This window comes from Bacillus sp. FSL W8-1202, assembly GCF_038006165.1.
Classification (GTDB): domain Bacteria; phylum Bacillota; class Bacilli; order Bacillales; family Bacillaceae; genus Bacillus; species Bacillus subtilis.
Genome location: NZ_JBBOUR010000001.1, coordinates 817,780 through 842,362 on the forward strand (window position 1 = coordinate 817,780; position 24,583 = coordinate 842,362).

At 44.7% G+C, this 24,583-nt stretch carries 19 protein-coding genes, 5 pseudogenes and 1 other annotated feature; of the genes and pseudogenes, 15 read left to right on the top strand and 9 right to left on the bottom strand.

Features of this window, described 5'->3' with window-relative positions; translation table 11 throughout:
* Nucleotides 1-37 precede the first annotated feature (37 nt).
* A pseudogene (gene celB, locus NSQ09_RS04180) lies at nt 38-1,370 on the bottom strand (PTS cellobiose transporter subunit IIC).
* A 226-nt stretch (nt 1,371-1,596) separates the two neighbouring features.
* On the opposite strand from celB, the pseudogene NSQ09_RS04185 reads away from it, so the two are divergent.
* From NSQ09_RS04185 to sacY, 3 genes and pseudogenes are all read left to right on the top strand, one after another.
* Nucleotides 1,597-3,350 (top strand): annotated as a pseudogene (locus tag NSQ09_RS04185) (S8 family serine peptidase).
* A gap of 426 nt (nt 3,351-3,776) precedes the next feature.
* Entirely contained in the window at nt 3,777-5,156 is a 1,380-nt protein-coding gene (gene sacX, locus NSQ09_RS04190; RefSeq protein ID WP_017697037.1) for a SacY negative regulator SacX, read from the top strand.
* A 53-nt stretch (nt 5,157-5,209) separates the two neighbouring features.
* A complete protein-coding gene (gene sacY, locus NSQ09_RS04195; RefSeq protein ID WP_003227349.1) occupies nt 5,210-6,052 on the top strand; it encodes a transcription antiterminator SacY in 843 nt (280 codons plus the stop codon).
* A 52-nt stretch (nt 6,053-6,104) separates the two neighbouring features.
* Here sacY and NSQ09_RS04200 read toward each other — a convergent pair whose 3' ends face one another.
* Nucleotides 6,105-6,965: a glycosyltransferase family 8 protein gene (locus NSQ09_RS04200; protein WP_015714932.1), complete on the bottom strand. Its 861-nt coding sequence runs from the start codon at nt 6,963-6,965 to the stop codon at nt 6,105-6,107.
* A gap of 109 nt (nt 6,966-7,074) precedes the next feature.
* Nucleotides 7,075-7,715, bottom strand: a pseudogene (locus tag NSQ09_RS04205) (YwaF family protein).
* Between the two features lie 216 nt (nt 7,716-7,931).
* Here NSQ09_RS04205 and ywaE point away from each other — a divergent pair.
* From ywaE to ywaD, 3 genes and pseudogenes are all read left to right on the top strand, one after another.
* Nucleotides 7,932-8,447, top strand: coding sequence for a tyrZ transcriptional regulator YwaE (gene ywaE, locus NSQ09_RS04210; RefSeq protein WP_003243598.1), 516 nt, complete (start codon nt 7,932-7,934; stop codon nt 8,445-8,447).
* Nucleotides 8,442-8,656, top strand: a binding site (T-box leader). It overlaps the preceding gene by 6 nt.
* A gap of 41 nt (nt 8,657-8,697) precedes the next feature.
* Nucleotides 8,698-9,912 (top strand): annotated as a pseudogene (tyrS, locus tag NSQ09_RS04215) (tyrosine--tRNA ligase).
* A 155-nt stretch (nt 9,913-10,067) separates the two neighbouring features.
* Complete coding sequence (gene ywaD, locus NSQ09_RS04220; protein WP_341032486.1) at nt 10,068-11,435, top strand: aminopeptidase YwaD; 1,368 nt, start codon at nt 10,068-10,070, stop codon at nt 11,433-11,435.
* A 29-nt stretch (nt 11,436-11,464) separates the two neighbouring features.
* On the opposite strand, the gene ywaC is transcribed toward ywaD, so the two are convergent.
* Nucleotides 11,465-12,097, bottom strand: a complete 633-nt coding sequence (gene ywaC / locus NSQ09_RS04225; protein ID WP_003244564.1) for a GTP pyrophosphokinase YwaC — start codon at nt 12,095-12,097, stop codon at nt 11,465-11,467.
* A 209-nt stretch (nt 12,098-12,306) separates the two neighbouring features.
* On the opposite strand from ywaC, the gene NSQ09_RS04230 reads away from it, so the two are divergent.
* A protein-coding gene (locus tag NSQ09_RS04230; RefSeq protein WP_087614167.1) for an IS3 family transposase occupies nt 12,307-13,496 on the top strand; the annotation gives its coding sequence in 2 pieces (ribosomal slippage) (nt 12,307-12,607 and nt 12,607-13,496; 1,191 coding nt in all).
* Nucleotides 13,497-13,551: 55 nt separating this feature from the next.
* On the opposite strand, the gene NSQ09_RS04235 is transcribed toward NSQ09_RS04230, so the two are convergent.
* Together NSQ09_RS04235 and NSQ09_RS04240 are read right to left on the bottom strand one after the other, a co-directional pair.
* Entirely contained in the window at nt 13,552-14,478 is a 927-nt protein-coding gene (locus NSQ09_RS04235) for a 1,4-dihydroxy-2-naphthoate polyprenyltransferase (protein WP_144453756.1), read from the bottom strand.
* 162 nt (nt 14,479-14,640) lie between these two features.
* Nucleotides 14,641-14,775: a hypothetical protein gene (locus tag NSQ09_RS04240; RefSeq protein WP_003227332.1), complete on the bottom strand. Its 135-nt coding sequence runs from the start codon at nt 14,773-14,775 to the stop codon at nt 14,641-14,643.
* A 149-nt stretch (nt 14,776-14,924) separates the two neighbouring features.
* On the opposite strand from NSQ09_RS04240, the gene NSQ09_RS04245 reads away from it, so the two are divergent.
* From NSQ09_RS04245 to NSQ09_RS04275, 7 genes and pseudogenes are all read left to right on the top strand, one after another.
* The gene (locus NSQ09_RS04245; RefSeq protein ID WP_003227330.1) at nt 14,925-15,074 is read left to right on the top strand and encodes a teichoic acid D-Ala incorporation-associated protein DltX; all 150 of its coding nucleotides are present in this window, start codon (nt 14,925-14,927) and stop codon (nt 15,072-15,074) included.
* A 17-nt stretch (nt 15,075-15,091) separates the two neighbouring features.
* Nucleotides 15,092-16,603 carry a D-alanine--poly(phosphoribitol) ligase subunit DltA gene (dltA, locus tag NSQ09_RS04250; RefSeq protein WP_095010531.1) on the top strand — a complete coding sequence of 504 codons (1,512 nt, stop codon included), beginning with the start codon at nt 15,092-15,094 and terminating at the stop codon, nt 16,601-16,603.
* Nucleotides 16,600-17,787: a D-alanyl-lipoteichoic acid biosynthesis protein DltB gene (gene dltB / locus NSQ09_RS04255; protein ID WP_017697248.1), complete on the top strand. Its 1,188-nt coding sequence runs from the start codon at nt 16,600-16,602 to the stop codon at nt 17,785-17,787. Before dltA ends, dltB begins: the two co-directional genes overlap by 4 nt.
* Before the next feature lie 16 nt (nt 17,788-17,803).
* On the top strand, nt 17,804-18,040 hold the full coding sequence (gene dltC, locus NSQ09_RS04260) for a D-alanine--poly(phosphoribitol) ligase subunit DltC (RefSeq protein ID WP_003227325.1): 237 nt from the start codon (nt 17,804-17,806) through the stop codon (nt 18,038-18,040).
* Nucleotides 18,040-19,218: a D-alanyl-lipoteichoic acid biosynthesis protein DltD gene (gene dltD, locus NSQ09_RS04265; RefSeq protein WP_003227323.1), complete on the top strand. Its 1,179-nt coding sequence runs from the start codon at nt 18,040-18,042 to the stop codon at nt 19,216-19,218. Before dltC ends, dltD begins: the two co-directional genes overlap by 1 nt.
* 90 nt (nt 19,219-19,308) lie before the next feature.
* Nucleotides 19,309-20,066 (top strand): annotated as a pseudogene (locus NSQ09_RS04270) (SDR family oxidoreductase).
* 108 nt (nt 20,067-20,174) lie between these two features.
* Nucleotides 20,175-21,527 carry an IS1182 family transposase gene (locus tag NSQ09_RS04275; RefSeq protein ID WP_014478984.1) on the top strand — a complete coding sequence of 451 codons (1,353 nt, stop codon included), beginning with the start codon at nt 20,175-20,177 and terminating at the stop codon, nt 21,525-21,527.
* Here the strand turns inward: NSQ09_RS04275 and NSQ09_RS04280 are convergent.
* Nucleotides 21,524-21,661, bottom strand: a complete 138-nt coding sequence (locus tag NSQ09_RS04280) for a hypothetical protein (protein ID WP_341030592.1) — start codon at nt 21,659-21,661, stop codon at nt 21,524-21,526. The genes NSQ09_RS04275 and NSQ09_RS04280 overlap by 4 nt on opposite strands.
* Before the next feature lie 121 nt (nt 21,662-21,782).
* Between NSQ09_RS04280 and NSQ09_RS04285 the strand changes: the two genes are divergently transcribed.
* Nucleotides 21,783-22,874, top strand: coding sequence for a branched-chain amino acid aminotransferase (locus NSQ09_RS04285; protein ID WP_003244231.1), 1,092 nt, complete (start codon nt 21,783-21,785; stop codon nt 22,872-22,874).
* A gap of 33 nt (nt 22,875-22,907) precedes the next feature.
* Here the strand turns inward: NSQ09_RS04285 and licH are convergent, their stop codons facing one another.
* Together licH and licA are read right to left on the bottom strand one after the other, a co-directional pair.
* Complete coding sequence (licH, locus tag NSQ09_RS04290; RefSeq protein ID WP_341030593.1) at nt 22,908-24,236, bottom strand: 6-phospho-beta-glucosidase LicH; 1,329 nt, start codon at nt 24,234-24,236, stop codon at nt 22,908-22,910.
* On the bottom strand, nt 24,233-24,565 hold the full coding sequence (gene licA / locus NSQ09_RS04295; protein WP_003227313.1) for a PTS lichenan transporter subunit IIA: 333 nt from the start codon (nt 24,563-24,565) through the stop codon (nt 24,233-24,235). The genes licH and licA overlap by 4 nt, the downstream gene beginning before the upstream one ends.
* Between the last annotated feature and the right edge of the window lie 18 nt (nt 24,566-24,583).

A 24,583-nucleotide genomic window follows, 5' to 3' on the forward strand; every position in this document is an offset into this window, starting at 1 on the left:
ATAACGCTGCTTTTTTATTATTTAAACACTTACATCACTACACATTTTTATCCCCAGATTCAACCGCACTCTCTTCCCGCCATTTTTGATGATCCCATATTCTGAAAAACGGATAGTAGATGGCACAGGTGATCAGCAGATTTACCAGCTGCATAACGGCGCCCGACATCTTTCCGCCTGTCGCCAGGTAACCTGATATGAGCGGCGGCATCGTCCATGGCACCGCGATTCCGGCCGGTCTTGCCACCAGCCCGGTGCTCATGCCGATATAAGTCGAGGTAATCGTGAGGAGCGGTGCGATGATAAATGGGACAATAAGGAGCGGATTCATGACAATCGGCATGCCGAAAATGATCGGCTCGTTGATATTAAAAAGCGCGGGCCCAATCCCTAATCGGCCAAGCTGCTTCAATTTGTTTGCTGCGGGAGCGCACAAGCATCGTCAGGACAAGCGCCAGCGTCGCCCCGCTCCCGCCGACATTGATCCAAATTTGAAAAAACTGAGTCGTAAAAATACTCGGCAGCGCCTCGCCCGCTTGGAAGGCAAGACGGTTGGCATCCATCGCGCCGTACCAAATCGGCGCCATGATTCCGCCAATGATGGAAGCCCCGTGAATCCCGCACGACCAAAGCAGCATCTGTACAAATTCAGCAATCAGGCTTCCGCCGAGACTGCCGCCAAGGATGGAAAGCGGTGTGCCAAGCAGGTCTCCTACGACATTGTGCAGACTCTGAAAAGGTGTCATTTCAATCAGAAGACGCGCCAGCCATACGAGAAGCACAATGATAAAGCCGGGAATCAGCGCGACAAATGATTTGCTTACCGCAGGCGGCACACCGTCTGGCATTTTGAAGACGATATTTTTTTGAATAATGCACCGATAGATTTCGGTTGAAAACAAGGCGATCAGCATGGCGACAAATAAGCCCTTGCTGCCAAGCAGCGTGATCGGGATTCCGCCCCCTACCATGATGGGTTCCGTTGAGCCATCCGGTGTAAACGGCACCTCAAACGGCGTTGCCAATAGAAATGCGGCAATTGAAATCGCTCCGGCCGAAAGGGCATCGACACCATAGCTTTCCGCCAGCCGATAGGCGATCCCGAAAGCGGCGATCATCGCCATAATATCAAACGAAGCATTGACGGGATATCCGAGCTTATCAGCCCACTCCTTCCCAAACACACTCGCCATGAAATCAGCATACCCCGGAATCGGCAGGCTCGTTAAAATCAAGAAGACAGACCCGATAATAATCAGCGGCATGGTCAGGATAATTCCGTCACGCAAAGCGCTGAGATGCCGCTGTCCGGCAATTTTCCCGGCGACAGGCATTATTTTTTCCTCCATTACCCGAGTGAATGCGCTCATCTTAAAAGCCCCCTTTTCACATTGCTTTGTGAACAACCTCCGCAATGTTTTCTTTATCTTATTTTGAAAACGTTTACAAATTCATTTGGAAAATTTCCTCTTCCTGCGGAAAAAATCTGCATTTTGCCAAACAATCCTGTCTATGAAAAATTTTTTCCTTCTAACTATTAATCTCTCTTTTTTCTCCGATATATATATCAAACATCATAGAAAAAGGAGATGAATCATGAAAAACATGTCTTGCAAACTTGTTGTATCAGTCACTCTGTTTTTCAGTTTTCTCGCCATAGGCCCTCTCGCTCATGCGCAAAACAGCAGCGAGAAAGAGGTTATTGTGGTTTATAAAAACAAGGCCGGAAAGGAAACCATCCTGGATAGTGATGCTGATGTTGAACAGCAGTATAAGCATCTTCCCGCGGTAGCGGTCACAGCAGACCAGGAGACAGTAAAAGAATTAAAGCAGGATCCTGATATTTTGTATGTAGAAAACAACGTATCATTTACCGCAGCAGACAGCACGGATTTCATAGTGCTGTCAGACGGCACTGACACCTCTGACAACTTTGAGCAATGGAACCTTGAGCCCATTCAGGTGAAACAGGCTTGAAAGGCAGGACTGACAGGAAAAAATATCAAAATTGCCGTCATTGACAGCGGGATCTCCCCCCACGATGACCTGTCGATTGCCGGCGGGTATTCAGCTGTCAGTTATACCTCTTCTTACAAAGATGATAACGGCCACGGAACACATGTCGCAGGGATTATCGGAGCCAAGCATAACGGCTACGGAATTGACGGCATCGCACCGGAAGCACAAATATACGCGGTTAAAGCGCTTGATCAGAACGGCTCGGGGGATCTTCAAAGTCTTCTCCAAGGAATTGACTGGTCGATCGCAAACGGGATGGACATCGTCAATATGAGCCTTGGCACGACGTCAGACAGCAAAATCCTTCATGAGGCCGTGAACAAAGCATATGAACAAGGTGTTCTGCTTGTTGCCGCAAGCGGTAACGACGGAAACGGCAAGCCAGTGAATTATCCGGCGGCATACAGCAGTGTCGTTGCTGTTTCAGCAACAAACGAAAAGAATCAGCTTGCCTCCTTCTCAACAACTGGAGATGAAGTTGAATTTTCAGCGCCGGGGACAAACATCACAAGCACTTACTTAAACCAGTATTATGCAACAGGAAGCGGAACATCCCAAGCGACACCGCACGCCGCTGCCATGTTTGCTTTGTTAAAACAGCGTGATCCTGCCGAGACAAACGTCCAGCTTCGCGAGGAAATGCGGAGAAATATCGTTGATCTTGGTACCGCAGGCCGCGATCAGCAATTTGGCTACGGCTTAATCCAATATAAAGCACAGGCAACAGATTCAGCGTACGCGGCAGCAAAACACAGCAAACCGTTGATACAGCACAAACCGCCATCAACAAGCTGCCAAACGGAACAGACAAAAAGAACCTGCAAAAACGCTTAGACCAAGTAAAACGATACATCGCGTCAAAGCAAGCGAAAGACAAAGTTGCGAAAGCGGAGAAAAGCAAAAAGAAAACAGATGTGGACAGCGCACAATCAGCAATTGGCAAGCTGCCGGCAAGTTCAGAAAAAACGTCCCTGCAGAAACGCCTTAACAAAGTAAAGAGCACCAATTTGAAGACGGCACAGCAATCCGTATCTGCGGCTGAAAAGAAATCAACTGATGCAAATGCGGCAAAAGGACAATCAGCCGTCAATCAGCTTCAAGCAGGCAAGGAAAAAACGGCATTGCAAAAACGGTTAGACAAAGTGAAGAAAAAAGTGGCGGCGGCTGAAGCAAAAAAAGTGGAAACTGCCAAGGCAAAAGTGAAGAAAGCGGAAAAAGACAAAACAAAGAAATCAAAGGCATCCGCTCAGTCTGCAGTGAATCAATTAAAAGCATCCAATGAAAAAACAAAGCTGCAAAAACGGCTGAACGCCGTCAAACCGAAAAAGTAACCAAAAACCTTTAAGACTTGCATTCCAGGTCTTAAAGGTTTTTTACATTCTAAGAAAATCGTACACAACCTTTTTCCCATCCGCCTCACAGGCTTTTCATACTATTGCTATACAGCCATGAACAGCATAAAATGAACGTTATTACAGTTATCACCACATATGGCGGGATTGTGACTGGGCAGGCAGGCAAGACCCAATGATGCAAAGGGAGTATTAGTGCCTAAAAAGCAGGGCATTTTAACTCTTCTTTTCGTGTTGGGCTCATAACGGCGCCTTGGACAACCCCTATTCTAATGCTCCGTCGTCGACGCGGGCATTTTTGTCATTTTCAGCCGGTATTTCTCACTTTTTTCATTTTGATTGTCAACTTTTCATTTGATACGATGAACAAGCCGACTTTTCTTCAGCAAAGGAGGTTTTGATTGCTTGCATAAAGAGATTGCAAAAGAATTACTGCTGCTCGCAGGAGGAAAAAACAATATTATCAGCATCAGCCATTGTACGACCCGTATTCGTTTTGATGTAAAGGACGAGACGAAAATTGATATACATGCCATTGAGAACCTGCAAGGTGTGCAGGGCACCTTTTTCCGTTATGGGCTTTTCCAGATTATCTTCGGAGCAGGCGTCGTCAACAAAATATATAAAGAAGTCGTTCATGTATGGGAGAACGCGCCTTCTGAAGAACCTGTCCACCAGAAAAAAGCCAGCCGGAAGCTGAACCCTGCCGCAGCTTTTGCGAAAACACTGTCCGATATTTTTGTGCCGATTATTCCGGCAATAACAGCAAGCGGCCTGCTCATGGGGCTGATCGGCATGATTAAGGTGTTTCACTGGTTCGCTGCCGGCAGCCCATGGATTAAAATGCTCGACCTCGTGTCCAGCACAGCCTTTATTTTACTGCCGATTTTAGTCGGCTTCAGTGCCGCACGGCAATTTGGCAGCAACCCATACCTAGGGGCAGTGATTGCAGGGCTTTTGACGCATCCTGATCTGCTGGACCCCTCTATGCTCGGCAGCAAAACCCCGTCTTCTTTAGACATATGGGGGCTTCATATCCCAATGATGGGCTATCAGGGTTCCATGATACCGATTCTTCTTTCCGTTTTTGTCATGAGCAAAATTGAGAAGCTATTAAAATCGATTGTGCCGAAGTCGCTTGATGTCGTGATCATTCCCTTTATTACGGTCATGGTGACAGGATGCCTCGCGCTGATTGTGATGAATCCCGCCGCGTCCATCATCGGCCAGATCATGACACAATCGATCGTCTATATTTATGATCACGCCGGCATTGCCGCCGGAGCTCTTTTCGGCGGCATCTACTCCACCATCGTCCTATCTGGATTGCATCATAGCTTTTATGCAATTGAGGCAACGCTGCTTGCTAATCCGCATGTCGGTGTCAACTTTTTAGTGCCGATATGGTCGATGGCGAATGTGGCCCAAGGCGGAGCGGGGCTTGCGGTATTCCTCAAAACGAAACAATCAAGCCTGAAAAAAATTGCGCTCCCCGCTTCTCTGACCGCGTTTTTAGGCATTGTTGAGCCGATTGTATTCGGGGTAAATCTCAAATTGATCCGTCCCTTTATCGGAGCAGCCATCGGCGGTGCTATTGGCGGAGCATACGTGGTTGCGGTACAAGTTGTGGCAAATTCCTACGGGCTGACAGGCATTCCGATGATTTCAATCGTGCTGCCGTTTGGCGCCGCTAATTTTGTTCATTATATGATCGGTTTCTTGATCGCAGCCGTCTCTGCTTTTATAGCTACATTGTTTCTCGGGTTTAAAGAAGAGACAGAATAACTGGATTTATTCGTTTTCATTCATAAAACGGGGGATGAAAGGACAAAAAAGCTATGAAAATTAAAAGAATCTTAAATCATAATGCTATCGTCGTAAAGGATCAAAATGAAGAGAAGATTCTCTTGGGTGCAGGAATTGCGTTTAACAAAAAGAAGAATGATATTGTCGATCCGTCAAAAATAGAAAAAACCTTTATCAGAAAAGATACACCTGACTATAAGCAGTTCGAAGAGATTTTAGAAACATTGCCTGAAGACCACATTCAGATTTCTGAGCAAATTATCTCTCATGCCGAAAAAGAGCTGAACATCAAAATCAACGAGCGCATTCATGTTGCTTTTTCAGACCATCTTTCTTTTGCGATTGAACGCCTGAGCAATGGGATGGTTATCAAAAATCCGCTGCTGAATGAAATCAAAGTCCTTTATCCAAAGGAGTTCCAGATCGGCTTATGGGCCAGAACACTGATTAAAGATAAACTGGGGATTCACATTCCTGATGATGAAATCGGCAATATCGCCATGCATATCCACACAGCAAGAAACAATGCCGGCGATATGACACAAACGCTTGATATTACAACAATGATTCGTGATATTATCGAGATTATCGAAATTCAACTGTCTATTAATATCGTTGAAGATACCATCTCTTATGAACGGCTTGTGACCCATCTCCGCTTTGCCATTCAGCATATCAAAGCAGGCGAATCCATTTACGAGCTGGACGCAGAAATGATCGACATCATTAAAGAGAAGTTTAAGGATGCCTTCCTGTGTGCCCTAAGCATCGGCACCTTTGTGAAGAAGGAATACGGCTTTGAATTTCCTGAAAAAGAATTGTGCTACATCGCCATGCATATTCAGCGGTTCTACCAACGGTCAGTCGCACGCTGAGACAAACAAAAAACGCTTTTGATCATCTCAAAAGCGTTTTTTTATATCTGTATTATTGGTTGATCGCCGGATTCCCAATCGTATTCCACTTCGTATAGGACATGTAATGGAAATACTCATCGCGATACGGATGTTTTGTATTGGAGTTCCAAGGCTTTTCTCCGCCGCAGAAGTGCACGATTGCCGGGTTTTCTCTCGTTTCATTATATTGCTTCCGCCCTAACAGAGTCGATGGGGTTTTCAGCTTTAACATGATATAGGTTTGAGCGTTCCAGCGCGGATGAAGTTCATACCACTGATCATACAAGATCGCATTCAGTGCATCTTGGTCATGCAGCACAAGAAAGTCTTCGTCTGGGTGTTCATTGATAAAGTTGATGACTTTTTCTGTGATGTTTTGCTTTCTCCAAGACTCAAAATCAATAATCATGATACCTGAGTTAAAATACTTCCCTGTATCAGTGACGTTCATTTCTTTCAGGCGTTCATGCTGCCCCGCATCCTCAACAGCGGCTACGGTGTATGGCGCAATGTCTAAGTCCCATAGCTTAGAAATATCCTCTAGGACAAGCGCATCACAATCGATGTAAATCATTCGTTTGATGCTTTCATCCTTAATTAAGTCGGGAATCGAAATGCGGTAATACGCGGCTTTTGTAATATGGCTGCTCTCTACCGCATGTTCATACATTTTGGTATCCACTTCTAAAAACTCAATCGGCACTCCGAATTTCAAAGTGGTTTCTTCCAGTCTTTTTTTGTTATCAGGCTTAATTCCGCCATCAATGACGTATAATTTTACCTCTCTCTCCTGATCCATGTTAGTCAATAAAGAAACGAACATCCCACCTAAATGACGAGCATAATTATCATCTGCGCATGATACGATATGCATGATTTCATCTTTCCTCAATGGTATTCATCTCCCTTTTTGTTGTACAAGTTACATACCCTTTTTCAAAAAAATAAACACGTTCTCCGACATTTTTTTAAACAGAATGTGTGATACAACAAAAAAGGTGTCATTTTTTGAAGATGCGATAAAGCCAATAAAGAATGAAAAAGCTTGCGATCGTGATGGCTTCAGCCGAGACGATATACCATGGCCATGGCCCGAGAACATCTAAGAGAGAGGATCCGCCCGGTTTTTTCGTCAAATACATATAATTCGCGCCAAGCCAGCGATCAATCAGGAAAATACAGACGCCGTACACATTAACAAGCAGGACTGTCACCCATAACGAGCGCTGGCCCATTCTGTTGGTGCCAATCACAGCCATCAGCAGACAGGATAAAAACACAGACCCGTGAGAAATAAAAAAGAGGATATATGCGGAAATGAAAACATTCCGAGGTCAGGAGTGGCAAGAGCCTGAATCGAACTGCCGATGCCGGCAAAAAACAAAAACACAAACAGCTTTCTGCTTTTTGTCACTAACATAATAGCTGACAAATACACCGACAGGTCACTAAGCTGGAGAGGCAATGAAGTGCGCACCGACCACCTGCCCGTGGCGACCATCCATATTTGATAGCCGATTTGCGAACCAAGCAAAAGAAACACAAACAGAGAACGCAAAAACCGGCTGGCCCTCGGCTGCTTGACCCCATCTTGGAACAAAAACAACAGAATGGCCAAAAGGGCGATAATCGCTAACGTCACTACGTGCTCTGTCGAAAACAGATGAAACGGATCATGCTTATAGTCGGATTGAACATATTTTTGCAAAACTGCACCCCCGTTTTCGGGTTTTTGTTTATTTTGGCGTTGTTTGGGCTTTTTTTATTCAACCGATATATGGGCTTGAAGTTCACACCAGACTCTGTTAAAATTCGTTTCATAGCTAATGATTCTGATAATTTAAGGCAGGCCTAAAAAATGGAACGTTCACATCAACATCAGCAGCTTCGGAAGGAAGAACACGATACACTTTCTAAGCTCAAACAAATGCCCGTCGAGTCACTCAACCTGGAAGCCATTTCGATCGCTACGAATTTGTATCGGTCTGCACAAAGGCTCCGTGTCAAAATGGAGACTGAGGTTCTTTCTACCTATAACCTTTCTTGGACCGCTTTCTCCATTCTTTATGATCTATGGGTATGGGGAGCGCTCGAAACGAGAAAAATCGCTGAGCTGTCAGGGATATCTACAGCTACAGCAAGCAACGTGATCAAAACGCTCGAAAAAAAGAGTTTTTGCCGTAAAAGCATCGACACAAGAGATCGGCGACTCGTGTTTGTCTCTATCACCGATTCCGGCAAACAAGCAATCGAAGAACTCTACCCGGAGTTTCACAAAGGGGAAACAGAGCTCATTGCGGGAATGACGAAGGACGAACAGAAAATATTGACAGGGCTGCTTAGAAAGGTAGCTGACAATCTTCATACAACATAAGCTTTGACGGGAATCCAGTAGCGGTTTGTCTCCCTGTTTCAGAGAGCCGGCGGAAGGTGCGAGCCGGCACACAGCAAACGTGAATTACCTCCCCGAGCTTTCTTTGTGAACCTTAAAAGTAGCAAAGAACGGGAAACCGTTATTCGAATGAGCGGAAGACAATGTCTTCAACCAGGGTGGTACCGCGTGCATTGAGCCACGTCCCTTATCGGGATGGGCTCTTTTTTGTGTTTGTAAAAAAGGAGGAAAAATGATGAGAACATTTGAGCAGCTCACAGCGTCACAGCAAAAAGAGGTAGAAAGACAGCTTCAGCTATACATGACAGGCGCCCACGAAGTCATACCGCCGGAGGAATTAAATCAATTTCCACAGGCACGCCGCTTAAAATTAAGCTCGGATTAGATCCGTCTGCACCGGATGTACATTTGGGCCATACGGTTGTGTTAAATAAGCTTCGCCAATTTCAAGAAAACGCAGCTGTTAATTGGGGATTTCACAGGAAAAATTGGTGATCCGACCGGAAAATCGGCAGCCAGAAAGCAACTGACTGATGAAGAAGTTCAGCACAATGCCAAAACCTACTTTGAGCAATTTGGAAAAGTGCTTGATCCAGAAAAAGTCGAGCTTCACTATAACTCAAAATGGCTGAAAATATTGAATCTGGAAGATGTCATTGAATTAGCAGGGAAAATAACGGTAGCCCGCCTGATGGAGCGCGACGACTTTGAAGAACGCATCGCCATGCAAAAACCAATCTCACTGCATGAATTCTTTTACCCATTGATGCAGGGCTATGATTCTGTCGTTCTCGAAAGTGATATTGAATTAGGCGGAACGGATCAGCATTTCAATGTCCTCATGGGGCGGCATTTCCAAGAACGATACAACAAAGAAAAACAAGTCGTCATCCTTATGCCGCTCTTGGAAGGCTTGGATGGCGTCGAGAAAATGTCGAAGTCGAAACACAACTACATCGGCATTAACGAACATCCAAACGACATGTACGGAAAAACGATGTCACTGCCCGACAGTCTGATGAAAAAATACATCCACTTGGCGACAGACTTAGAGCTTGAAGAGAAAAAACAGCTCATAAAAGACTTAGAAACCGGCGCAGTTCATCCGCGTGATGCCAAAATGCTTTTAGCCAAAACAATCGTCCGAATGTATCACGGAGAGAAAGCAGCAGAAGCTGCCGAACACTCGTTTAAAACAGTCTTTCAGGAAAACAGCCTGCCGGAAGATATACCAGCCGTAAACTGGAAAGGCGAAAAAACGATAGCGATGATTGATCTGCTCGTCAAGCTAAAACTCCTCTCTTCGAAGAGCGAGGCGCGCCGCATGATTCAAAACGGCGGTGTACGTATAGACGGAGAGAAAATAACAGATGTTCACGCCAAAGCAGAGATAAGAGAGAATATGATCATCCAAGTCGGCAAACGCAAGTTTTTAAAGCTCCAATAGTCTGATATTCCGAAACGCTTATGACCCTTCATTCATAAGCGTTTTTTTGCAGGTATAAAGCACTGTCTTTTCAAAAACGCTCTTCATCTTGCAGGAAACTCCTTTAGCATCCCGAAATATTCCCCAACCATACATTTAGGGGAGGTTTATTTTTGATGAAAAAGCTTTTGACTGTAATGACGATGGCTGTTTTAACTGCCGGCACACTGCTCTTGCCGGCACAGAGTGTCACCCCTGCCGCACACGCTGTACAAATATCAAATAGCGAGCGCGAGCTTCCATTCAAAGCAAAGCATGCGTACTCTACCATTTCTCAGCTAAGTGAAGCAATCGGCCCCAGAATAGCCGGAACTGCAGCTGAAAAAAAGAGTGCCCTATTGATCGCCTCATCAATGAGAAAATTAAAGCTTGATGTGAAGGTTCAACGATTCGACATTCCTGACCGGCTTGAGGGAACTCTGTCTTCAGCAGGACGCGATATTCTTCTCCAAGCGGCGTCCGGTTCAGCTCCGACTGAGGAACAAGGGCTGACGGCCCCGCTTTACAATGCGGGATTGGGCTATCAAAAGGACTTTACCTCTGACGCCAAGGGCAAAATCGCTTTAATTTCCAGAGGAGACCTGACTTATTACGAGAAAGCCAAAAATGCCGAAGCCGCCGGAGCAAAAGCTGTCATCATTTATAACAACAAAGAAAGCCTCGTGCCTATGACGCCAAACCTGTCGGGAAATAAAGTCGGCATTCCGGTCGTCGGCATTAAGAAAGAAGACGGCGAAGCACTTACCCAGCAAAAAGAAGCCACCTTAAAACTAAAAGCATTCACAAACCAAACCTCTCAGAACATCATCGGAATTAAAAAACCAAAGAACATCAAACATCCAGACATTGTGTACGTGACGGCCCATTACGACAGTGTTCCTTTTTCACCCGGAGCAAATGACAACGGCTCAGGAACCTCTGTTATGCTGGAGATGGCGCGTGTCTTAAAAAGCGTTCCATCTGATAAAGAACTCCGCTTTATCGCTTTCGGCGCCGAAGAGCTCGGCCTGCTCGGCTCCTCTCACTATGTAGATCATCTATCGGAAAAAGAGCTGAAACGAAGCGAAGTGAACTTCAACTTAGATATGGTAGGCACAAGCTGGGAAAAAGCGTCTGAGCTGTATGTCAACACATTGGACGGCCAATCTAACTATGTTTGGGAATCCAGCCATACGGCTGCTGAAAAAATTGGGTTTGACAGCCTGTCTCTGACACAGGGAGGATCATCTGATCATGTGCCATTCCACGAAGCCGGCATTGATTCCGCCAACTTTATTTGGGGAGACCCGGAAACAGAAGAAGTTGAGCCGTGGTATCATACCCCCGAAGACTCGATCGAACATATCAGCAAAGAACGCCTCCAGAAAGCAGGAGATCTTGTGACAGCCGCAGTCTATGAGGCTGTGAAAAGAGAGAAGAAACCCAAAACCATTAAGAAACAAATGAAGGCGAAAGCATCTGACATTTTTGAAGATATCAAATAAAAAAAGACGGCACTTGGGTGCCGTCTTTTCTAATCCACTTCTTTCTTAATCCCCAGCATTTTCTCATCTAGGTAATGGGCAATCTCCGCGGCTTCCTTCAGCTCATCTGTTAATTGCTTAGGAACGTCATTGTTCAATTTATAATAAATTTTATGTTCAAGGCTCGCCCAGAAATCCATCGCGATTGTCCGGATTTGAATTTCTGCTTTGACGTATTCCACACGGTTCGTTAAATTCACAGGCATCTCAATGATTAAATGCAGGCTTCGATAGCCATTCGGTTTGGGTGTCTGGATATAATCCTTTACCTTTACGATTCTCAAATCTTCATGCTGCTTCAACACATTCACGACATTATAAATGTCAGAAATAAAGGAACAGATGATGCGCACGCCGGCAATGTCGTGAATATGCTCCTTCATTTCCTTCGTCGTAATCTCACAGCCCTTTCTCATTAACTTATTCACGATGCTTTCAAAGCTTTTAACACGGGATTTTGTATGTTCAATCGGGTTGTGTCCGTGAATGAGGTTATATTCCTGGCTGATAATTGAGAACTTTGTATCGAGCGCATCTAGCGCAAATTTATAAACTAATAATTCATTTTTCCAATCTTCCATTACTGTTTTTAAATCGTCCATATGTGTTACAGATAAATCCATTTTCGTCATCTCCTTTAACGGAACTTTATCCGCTGTCCATGTACTAGACGTCCCTGTCTGCTGCAAGGTTCTATGATTTTTTTTACAAAATGCGGTCGATTGTAACAAAAAAAGACCGCACGAAACTGATATTATCCCCTCTAAGTAGACAGTGTAAAAAGCCCGCTTTTCAAAAGTGGCTGTTACACTATACGTGGAGGGGATTTTTTATTGCGAGAAAAGGGCAACACTTTCAGCACTATACGAAAGAATTTAAGATGAAAGCTGTCAAAATGTACGAGGAAGGAAACAAAAGCTATAACACGTTAGCTGAAGAATTAGGGCTTCGAAGTTCAACCCAGCTCAAAAATTGGGTGAAAACATATCGGGAAGGCAAGTCTTTTGATGATCAAAGGGGAAAAGATACAAAGTCAGACAATCCTTTTATTGGACGCCCTAAAACAACGTTTAAAAGTGTTGAGGAAGAACGAGATTATTTAAAGGCACAGGTCGAATACCTAAAAAAGCGCTATCCAAATCTGCATGGGGAGGACGGATTTTGAAGGCAGCACGATTTGAAGCTGTTCACGAATTGAAGGACCGTTATCCGATTACATGGCTGGTATGTATCGCCAAAGTGTCACGGTCAGGGTACTATAAATGGCGCAAGGCTCAAAGGTTTCGAATGGCAAGGCAACAGAGAGATCAGATCATAAAAGAGCACATCATGGCGATTCATCATTCACGCCCTTTCTATGGCTATCCTCGGATTACTGTCGCTTTAAAGAAAGAAGGTTTCTGCGTCAACCATAAGCGTGTTTACAGATTGATGAGAGAGATGAACATCCACTCGATTATTCGAAAAAAGCGTCGTTATTTTGGAAGAAAGGCATCGGTTGTCCTGCCAAACCGGCTTAACCGAGAATTTCAAACCAATCAGCCTAATCAGTTATATGTAACCGATATTACCTATATTGCTTGCGGACAACGATTCTATTATCTTTCTGCAGTACAAGATCTTTACAACAATGAGGTTGTCGCATGGAAACTGTCAAAGCGAAATGATCTTGAACTGGTGATGAAAACAGTGGAAAGTTTAACAGCTCAACGGGATGTCCAAGGGGCCATTCTCCACTCTGATCAAGGATTCCAATACACAACAAAAGCATATCAAAAGCGACTTGAAACCGTTGGTTTGAAGGGCAGCCATTCCCGTAAGGGAAACTGCCTGGATAACGCCTGTATCGAATCATTTTTCTCGCACCTCAAAACAGAGAATACATACTTTTCTTCATGCCAAACTGAAAAAGAGCTCCACAAAAGCATTAAAGATTACATCCAGTTCTATAATCACGAACGATTCCAGAAAAAATTAAACCAGTGTGCTCCGGTAGAATACCGTAACACACTGGTTGCTTAGGCTTTTTATGGCTGTCTACTTGACAGGGGTAAGACCAAACGAGCGGTCTTTTTTATTATCGGAAATAGCTGATCAATAATCCGATCGAGAGCAGGAATCCGAAAAATGTATTTGTTTGGGCTGTTGATTTCATTGCGACAATCGGCATTTCTTTTTGGACGAAGCCCTTCACTGCCTGAACCGGCTTAGGCACGCTCAAAAAGACGACAAACAGCCATGGGCTTGCGGCACCGGTAATAACCAAGCCGACAACCCAGATATAAGCGACGGCAAATGACACAGCTAACAGAGTAACAGCTCCCTTATGCCCCATCAAAATCGCCAATGTTTTGCGTCCGCCTTTTTTGTCCTCTTCAATATCACGAATGTTGTTCGACAGGTTAATCGCGCCGACAAGAATCGCAATCGGGATGGAAATCAAAATGCTTTGCGTGTTGATCATATCTGTCTGAATGAAAAACGAAATCAGCACAAACACCGAACCCATGCAAATGCCTGAGAATAATTCACCGAATGGCGTGTACGCGATCGGCAGCGGCCCGCCTGTATACAGGTAGCCGATCGCCATGCCAACGAGGCCGATCAAAGCGAGCCACCAGCTGCTGCTCGCACAAATATAGACACCGAGCAAAATGGCAATCCCGTATGAGGCAAGAGCTAATTGCAAAATCGTTTTAGGCTTCATTCCGTGGCGTACAATTGCCCCTCCGATTCCGACTGATTCTGCTGTATCTAACCCGCGTTTAAAATCATAGTATTCATTAAATAAGTTCGTCGCGATCTGGATCCATAGGCAAGAAAACAGCATAGCCAAAAACAGCAGCAGATCAACCTTCACATAAAACATCGCCAAAACGGTTCCGAGCAGCACAGGCACAAACGATGCGGTTAACGTATGAGGACGGGTTAACTGCCAAAGGATCTGCCCCATGCTTTCTTTTTGCGGCGCTGTCTGACCCTCACCCTTATTTGTTTGGTTCATCTTCCTCTTCCTTTCTATTAAAAGGCTTACTTTTTTTCAGCCGGCAGCTTAATAAAAAACTCCTTTTGCTTCCCTATCTATCATAATGACTTCTCCCTTATTTCACAAGATACCGCAAGAAGGCGTTTTCTTTCTTATTATACGCTTCTCGCCCTGATTTCATTAGGTTTCTGCTTTCACTTGAACGAACAGGTACAGAAAAATTTTTTTAAGTACATTACACTTTTTAAAAGTTAAAAAGATCTTTTGACTCCAGGTATCTTTTCCTTTATTATGAATCAGCTCGAAACATTCCATTCTTGCCCTTGCAGGTATAAAGATTCATTTTCAAAAACATACGCCGATATATTAATTTGAGGGAGATTAGGGAAAAAATGAAACTTTTTGAGCATCTGATCGTCAAATAATCATGTGATTGTCGAAAAAACGGGAAGGGAATTTTTGATATGCTGCAATTAATGAAACAGCTGTATGAAAAACCCGCTGTCAAGTGGACATGTCATACAGGCTTTTATTTGATGATACTGCTTGTTTTGTTTTTTATGTATGGTTTTCACACCGCGAATACCGGTTCATATATTTATAACGATTTCTAATTGGAGAGAGAATAACTATGAAACTTTTACATGCTATTCAAACACATGCGGAAACTTATCCGCAAACCGATGCCTTCCGCTCTCAAGGCCAGTCGCTCACGTATCAGGAATTATGGGAGCAGTCTGACCGCGCGGCTGCCGCGATCCAAAAACGCATTTCTGGGGAAAAGAAATCTCCTATCCTTGTGTACGGCCACATGGAGCCGCACATGATCGTTTCCTTCTTGGGAAGTGTCAAAGCGGGACATCCTTATATTCCGGTTGACCTGTCTATTCCGTCCGAACGGATTGCGAAAATTATCGAAAGCTCTGGAGCAGAATTGCTGATCCATGCAGCAGGACTCTCAATTGATGCAGTCAGCCAGCAGATTCAGACAGTTTCTGCGGAAGAACTGCTGGAAAACGAAGGCGGCTCTGTCATCCAAGATCAATGGGTTAAGGAACACGAGACGTTTTATATCATTTACACTTCCGGGAGCACAGGAAATCCGAAAGGCGTGCAGATTTCCGCTGCGAATCTTCAAAGCTTCACAGACTGGATTTGTGCAGACTTTCCAGTCAGCGGAGGAAAAATATTTTTAAACCAAGCACCGTTCTCATTTGATTTGTCTGTCATGGACCTATATCCGTGCCTTCAATCAGGCGGGACTTTACATTGCGTGACAAAGGATGCTGTGAACAAGCCGAAAGTCTTATTTGAAGAGCTGAAGAAGTCCGGGCTGAATGTGTGGACATCAACACCTTCCTTTGTGCAAATGTGCCTGATGGATCCGGGTTTTTCACAGGATCTGCTGCCTCATGCGGACACATTTATGTTTTGCGGAGAGGTTCTTCCGGTTTCTGTGGCAAAAGCGCTGCTTGAGCGTTTTCCGAAAGCGAAGATTTTTAATACGTACGGCCCGACTGAAGCGACAGTGGCTGTCACATCGGTTGAAATTACGGATGACGTCATCAGCCGCAGCGAATCGCTTCCAGTGGGCTTCGCCAAACCAGATATGAACATTTTCATTATGGATGAACAGGGACAGCCGCTTCCTGATGGAGAAAAAGGAGAAATCGTCATTGCAGGGCCGAGTGTAAGCCGAGGCTACCTTGGTGAGCCAGAGCTGACGGAAAAAGCGTTTTTCTCTCATGAAGGCCAGTGGGCATACCGAACTGGCGATGCCGGCTTTATTCAAGACGGTCAGATTTTCTGCCAAGGACGTTTGGATTTTCAGATTAAACTTCACGGCTATCGAATGGAGCTGGAGGAAATCGAGTTCCATGTCAGACAGTCACAGTACGTTCGCTCTGCAGTCGTGATTCCTTATCAGCCAAACGGAACAGTTGAGTACCTGATCGCTGCTATTGTGCCTGAGGAGCATGAGTTCGAGAAGGAATTCCAGCTGACAAGCGCTATTAAAAAAGAGCTTGCCGCTTCTCTTCCGGCATATATGATCCCGAGAAAATTTATCTATCAGGATCACATTCAAATGACGGCTAACGGCAAAATTGACCGAAAACGCATTGGCGAAGAGGTTCTTGTATGACGCCTTACAGCTCGTTTTTATTCTTTATACTGCTTGGCATTCTTCTTCTGCCGACGATCATTCTCGGCTTAAACGGAAAAAGATTTCAAGCATACAACATGTTCATATCTATCATTATATTGGCTTTAATTTTTTCGCACGACTTACACGGGGTCATCGCGCTGTGCCTGTTTACAATATGGCAGGTGCTCCTGATCAGCGGCTATCTGGCATACCGGCAGAAAGCGAACAGCGGCTTTGTCTTTTGCGGGGCTGTTATCGCGTCTATTCTGCCTTTATTTCTGTCAAAAATATGGCCGTTTCTTTCACACCCGCAGCCGCATCATCCGCCGCATAACCTGATCAGCTTTTTAGGGATTTCATATTTAACCTTTAAAGGCGTTCAGCTGATTATGGAAGCAAGAGACGGACTGCTGAAAGAACAGCTGCCATTGCACCGCCTGCTGTATTTCATCCTGTTTTTCCCGACGATTTCCTCCGGCCCGATCGACAGATACCGCCGGTTCGTCAAGGATGAACAGAAGGCTTGGACGAAAGAAGAATACGCCGACCTGTTGTATACGGGAATCCATAAAATCTTCATCGGTTTCCTGTATAAATTTATTATCGGCTACGCGATCAATACGTACTTCATCATGAATCTTCCCGCAATCACGCACAATAAGATTCTTGGGAACCTGCTGTACATGTACGGCTACAGCATGTATTTATTCTTTGATTTCGCCGGCTACACGATGTTTGCCGTCGGGGTCAGCTACATTATGGGCATTAAATCACCAGAAAACTTTAATAAACCATTTATCAGTAAAAATATTAAAGATTTCTGGAATCGCTGGCATATGTCTCTGTCATTTTGGTTCAGAGATTATGTGTTTATGAGATTCGTATTTTGGATGACTAAGAAAAAGTGGATCAAAAACCGTATGGCCGTCTCAAACATCGGGTATTTCCTGCTGTTTATGCTGATGGGGGTTTGGCACGGGCTCGCGCCGCAATATATCATTTACGGCCTCTATCACGCCGTTCTGATGACGTGTTACAACTTTTTCGAGAAGTGGAATAAGAAATATAAATGGCTGCCGTCCAACCGCTGGACAACCATTTTCGCTATTGTGATCACATTCCATTTCGTTTGCTTCGGGTTTTATATTTTCTCAGGAAAACCATTTCATCACCACCATTAAAGGAGATTAGAAAGCTATGGATTTTAAACAAGAGGTATTAGACGTTTTAGCAGAGGTTTGCCAGGATGACATCGTAAAGGAAAATCCTGATATTGAAATTTTTGAAGAAGGTTTGCTTGATTCTTTTGGAACAGTAGAATTGCTGCTTGCGATTGAAAACCGTTTTGATATTTTAGTGCCGATCACTGAATTTGACCGGGACGTTTGGAATACACCTAACAACATTGTAAATCAGCTGTCTGAGTTGAAATAATGAAAAAGCGTTTTTTCGGTCCAATTATTTTGGCGTTTATTCTATTCGCAGGCGCCATCGCAATTCCATCTTCATGGCTGACAGGCTTCATCACCGATAAGCGTGTGAAAGAGTCAGCAACAGCCTTGAATCCGAGTATGTTTCAAGGGCTATATTTACAAGATCAGATGCTCAAAGATCCGACATATCTTCCGATTTACGGGTCTTCTGAGCTTTCTCGGCTGGACGAGTTCCACCCATCTAATTATTTTCAGGTAAACAATGAGGGATTCACGCCATACCTTGTCGGCAAAGGCGGATCCCAGTCATTGATTCATTCTTTAAACTTCGCTGCCCATATGGATCAGCTGAAGGGCAAAAAAATCGTATTCATCGTGTCTCCGCAATGGTTTATTAAGCGCGGGTCTGATGAACAGCATTTCGCGCCGAACTATTCTGCGCTGCAAGGGCTTGATTTGGCATTTAACGATCAGATCGACCCTGAAATTAAAAAGAAAATGATGAAACGCATGCTTCGCTTTAAGGCTGTGCAAAACGATGCCATTCTTTCTGAGCTGTACAAAGCAATGGTAAACGGCCAGACGTGGAAAGTGAACGCGCTGAAGCCGGCGGCGAAAGTGTATTACAGCATGCTGGAAAAGAAAGATCTGTATTATTCAACGACAGAATCATCCGGGCCAAAGCGCTATATCTCGCAGTCAGTAAAGGATAAGTCATGGTCTGAATTGAATAAACTAGCGGATCAATCGGGCAAACGCCACTCCGGTTCTAACGATTTTCACATCGACAACCCTGTCTATAAAAAGCTGAAGCCGAAAGTGCCTAAGCTGAAAGGGAAAAACAAAGGAAGATCGTATGCGGTGTCACCGGAATATGGCGACTTTGAAATGATGCTCGATATCCTGAAGGATGCGGGCGCAGAGCCTATGTTTGTCACCATTCCTGTTAACGGGAAATGGTACGATTACACGGGCTTCCCGAAAAAAGGACGCACTGACTATTACAAAAAGGTAAATAAACAAATCAGAGCGAAGGGTTTCCAGGTTGCTGATTTCTCAGGGCATGAATATGACCCGTATTTCATGAAAGACACCATTCACATCGGCTGGAAAGGCTGGGTGTATGTCGATAAAGCAATTGACGAATTTTATAAAACCGGAAAAGTCACTTCATCCTGAGCATCTCATAGGACGCGGCTGCATATTTCCTGCTAAGATTTGAAATAGTAAAGGAATCACAGCCAACTTAATTAAGAAGTGTTACATCCAATGAAGATGACAGGCAATACGGTTTTAATCACAGGGGGTTCTGCTGGCATCGGGCTTGAACTGGCCAAGCGCCTGCTGGAGCTCGGCAATGAAGTTATCATTTGCGGGCGCAGCGAAGCACGTCTTGCAGAAGCGAAGCAGCAGCTCCCAAACATCCATACAAAGCAATGTGATGTTGCAGACCGTTCGCAGCGGGAAGCATTGTATGAATGGGCTTTAAAGGAATATCCGAACTTGAATGTTCTCGTCAACAACGCCGGCATTCAAAAGGAAATTGACTTTAAAAAGGGACAGAGGATCTTTTTGTGGACGGTGATGAAATTGAACTTAATTTCCAAGCGCCTGTCCATTTATCCGCCCTTTTCACACCTCATTTGATGAAGCAGCCTGAAGCGGCAATCGTTCAGGTCACATCCGGGCTTGCGTTTAACCCGTTAGCTGTTTATCCGGTGTACTGCGCAACAAAAGCGGCACTTCACTCGTTCTCGCTTACGCTCAGACACCAGCTCCGCGACACGAGCGTGGAAGTGATTGAAATGGCACCGCCTATGGTGGACACGGGCTTAAACCAAAAATCACGCGATAAACAAGGCCTGACGTACCGGGGCATTTCATCTGAAGAATATGTTCAATATTTCTTGGACGGCTTGAAGGAAGGCAAACAGGAGATTACAAATGAACGTGTTGAAGGTCTTCGTGATGCCACTCGCGCCGATTATGACAGGTTATTCGAGCAAATGAACACGCAGGAGAATTAATTTCTCCTCAGGCTGTCGAGAAAATCTCGTCAGCCTTTATTTTTCCTTAAAATATCCATTCTTCTGTAATAAAATAAAAGAAAGACTTAAAAGGACGGTGTCTTTCTCATGTTCCACACAAGAAACTCTTCTCAAAACACAGCCGAATTTGTTCTGCTTGACCAACTCGTTGAAGAGGATCACCTGCTTCGGAAAATTGATAAACACATAGACTTCTCTTTCATCATTGAAAAGGTGAAACCTTACTACAGTGAAAACAAAGGCCGCCCCTCACTTGATCCGCTTATTTTATTTAAAATGATGTTTATCGGATACCTCTATGGTATCCGTTCAGAAAGACAGCTTGAAAAAGAAATTTACTACAATATGGCGTACAGATGGTTTCTCGGATTGAACATAAACGACCCGGTTCCACACCACTCCACCATCAGCTGGAACAGACGCACACGCTTTAAAGATACAACCATCTTCCAAGACATTTTTGATGAGATCGTTCTTCAGGCCATCAATCATGACATGGTGGGCGGACGAGTCCTATTCACCGACTCCACACACCTTAAAGCCAATGCCAACAAGCATAAATACACAAGAAAAACAATTGCGCAGGATACCCAAAACTATATCAAGGATTTAAATGAAGCCATTCAAGAGGATCGGGAGGAACACGGAAAAAAACCATTAACAGCCAAAGAGGAGGTGAAAGCTGAAAAAGAGATCCGCCACAGTACAACCGATCCGGAAAGTGGCTATCTGTATCGTGAAAACAAACCAGAAGGTTTTTTCTATTTAGATCACCGCACAACAGATATGAAATACAACATTATCACCGATGCCTACGTCACACCTGGAAATGTCCATGATTCTGTGCCTTATCTTGACCGATTAGACCACCAAATCGCACGATTTGGTTTTCAAGTAGAAGCCGTCGCCCTTGATTCCGGATATTTAACGACTCCGATCTGTAAAGGATTATCTGACCGCCAAATCTTTGGTGTCATCGCACATAGACGTTATCACCCTATCCGAGGCTTGTTTCCAAAATGGAAATTTCATTATGACAGTGAACAAGACAGATACATTTGTCCAAATCACCAAACACTTACATACTCAACAACTGACCGAAAAGGCTACCGGTCATATAAATCAAATCCTGAAATATGTTCCTCATGCCCACTGCTTGAAAACTGTACAAAATCAAAGAATCGGCAGAAAGTGATTACTCGACATGTATGGGAAGATCATAAAGAAAAGGTCAGACAAAATCGCTTGTCTGTTTCAGGAAAAAACCTCTACAAAAAAAGAAAAGAAAAAATAGAGCGAAGCTTTGCAGATTCAAAACAGCTGCATGGGCTTCGCTATTGCAGGTTGAGGGGAAAACGAAATGTGAGTGAACAAGTTCTCCTCACAGCCGCATGCCAGAACATGAAGAAGATTGCCACATACCTAGCCAAGCAAGGCTAGGCATGTGGGAGCGCTTTTTCTGCATCTGAAACCTGGTGAATATCTAAAGAAACAGTATAAAACAAAAAAGCTTGTAGAAAAAACATCGTTTTCTCTACAAGCTGAGGAGAATTAATTTCTCCTGCTTTTTTCATATGAATTTCTTACAAATTTGAGCAAACCTATTGCGATTATTTGTTGAAGGTATACAATAGAATATAATTATTTTCAAATAAGTTTGATAATATAAACAATTTAACAGCAGGGAGATTGACCATGACTAAACAAACGATTCGCGTTGAATTGACATCAACAAAAAAACCGAAACCAGACCCAAATCAGCTTTCGTTCGGAAGAGTGTTTACAGACCACATGTTTGTAATGGACTATGCGGCAGATAAAGGTTGGTACGATCCAAGAATCATTCCTTATCAGCCCTTATCAATGGATCCGGCCGCAATGGTCTATCACTACGGCCAAACCGTGTTTGAAGGGTTAAAGGCTTACGTGTCAGAGGATGACCATGTTCTGCTTTTCAGACCGGAAAAAAATATGGAACGCCTGAATCAATCAAACGACCGCCTCTGCATCCCGCAAATTGATGAAGAACAGGTTCTTGAAGGCTTAAAGCAGCTTGTCGCAATTGATAAAGACTGGATTCCAAATGCGGAGGGCACGTCCCTTTACATCCGTCCGTTCATCATCGCAACCGAGCCTTTCCTTGGTGTTGCGGCATCTCATACGTATAAGCTCTTGATCATTCTTTCTCCGGTCGGCTCTTATTACAAAGAAGGCATTAAGCCGGTCAAAATCGCTGTTGAAAGTGAATTTGTCCGTGCGGTAAAAGGCGGAACAGGAAATGCCAAAACCGCAGGAAACTATGCTTCAAGCTTAAAAGCGCAGCAGGTCGCCGAAGAGAAAGGATTTTCCCAAGTGCTCTGGCTGGACGGCATTGAGAAGAAATACATCGAAGAAGTCGGAAGCATGAACATCTTCTTCAAAATCAACGGTGAAATCGTAACACCGATGCTGAACGGGAGCATCCTGGAAGGCATTACGCGCAATTCAGTCATCGCCTTGCTTAAGCATTGGGGCCTTCAAGTTTCAGAACGAAAAATTGCGATCGATGAGGTCATCCAAGCCCATAAAGACGGCATCCTGGAAGAAGCCTTCGGAACAGGTACAGCAGCTGTTATTTCCCCAGTCGGCGAGCTGATCTGGCAGGATGAAACACTTTCGATCAACAACGGTGAAACAGGAGAAATCGCAAAAAAACTATATGACACGATTACAGGCATTCAAAAAGGCGCTGTCGCAGACGAATTCGGATGGACGACCGAAGTCGCAGCGCTGACTGAAAGCAAGTAAGAAAAAAGCCGGCCCATTACAGGCCGGCTTTTTTTACGCTTCAATTTTGTTGAAAAACTGCGGCAGATACGCTTTGTGCGCCTCCAGCATTTCATCTAAAATCTGTTTGGCCACAGTATTGGACGGGACAAGCGGGTTAATCGTCATGGCAAGGAGTGCAGTTTGGTAGTCACCTGTAACTGCCGCTTCTGCCGCGACACGTTCAAAGGATTTGATTTGCTGGACGAGGCCACGGACAGACACCGGCAAGTCGCCGACAGCAATTGGCTTAGGGCCAGTTTTCGTCATCACACAGTTCACTTCAACTGCGGAATCGTCTGGAATGCTCGCTATTGCACCATTATTGATCGTGTTCACCGGCTGAATGTCATGTTTATCATTATAAATGGAGCTGATTAAGTTACATGCTGCATCACTGTAGTAAGCTCCGCCCCGTTTTTCCAGCTGCGGCGGTTTGATCGCAAGGTTCGGATCTTTATAAAGCTCGAACAGCTCTTTTTCGACCTTCTGTACGACTTCTGCGCGGGTGCCCTCCGTTTGTGATGCTTCCAGTTCGTGCTCCAGCATCTCTTTTGTTTTGAAATAGTAACGGTGATAGCCGCAAGGGATGACATTGAGCGCTTTTAAGAAATCCGGTTCCCATTCGGCGCCTGAGATATTTTTCATTGTCATCGCGTTTTTCGGGTTGCCCATCGCCTCGATGACTTGCTCCTTCACACTTACGCCGTCCAAGAAAACATCCAGCCCAAATACCATATGGTTCAGTCCGGCGAATTGGACTTCTACGCGGTCCACATCTACATCAAGCGCTTTGGCTACGCCCATTTTGATGCCGATTGGAACATTACAGAGACCGACGACTTTCTTCAGGTTGGAGTAGCGAAGCAAGGCTTCTGTTACCATGCCGGCAGGGTTTGTGAAGTTAACAAGCCAAGCGTTCGGGCAAAGCTCTTCTATGTCCTTTGCGATCTCAAGGATGACCGGAATTGTGCGCAATCCTTTAAACAGGCCTCCCGGGCCGTTTGTTTCCTGGCCAATCACTCCGTATTTTAGCGGAATGCGCTCATCCTTTGCTCTTGCCTGCAAAAGTCCGACACGGAATTGGGTCGTGACAAAGTCTGCGTCTTTCAGCGCTTTTCTCCGGTCGAGCGTAAGATGAATGTCGATCGGGACGCCAGCTTTTTCAACCATCCGTTTGGCGAGTGTGCCGACAATATTCAGCTTTTCTTCGCCCTCAGGGATATCGACGAGCCATAATTCGCGCACAGGCAGCTCATCATACCGTTTAATAAACCCTTCCACTAGCTCGGGCGTATAGCTTGAACCTCCGCCAATCGTTACAATCTTCAATCCTTTTGTCATATGCTTGCTCCCCTTTGCTCGGTGATTTTTTCATATAACTCAATGATCTCTGCAGCCATATCCTTCACTGTCATTGCATTCATTAAATGATCCTGTGCATGAACCATCAGAAGCGTCATTTCCGTCTTTTCTCCGCCCGCTTCATTTTGGATCAGCTCTGTCTGATAATGATGGGCTTTTGACAATTCTTCAGCAGCGTCTTGAAGCTTTTTCCGCGCTTCTTCTGCGTCACCGCTTTTCGCAGCGGCAATGGCCTCCATTGCGGAGCTCCTACCGTTTCCTCCGTGAAGGATGATTTGAAAAATGATTTGTTCCATTTCCTCATTCACACGATTCACTTCCTTTCT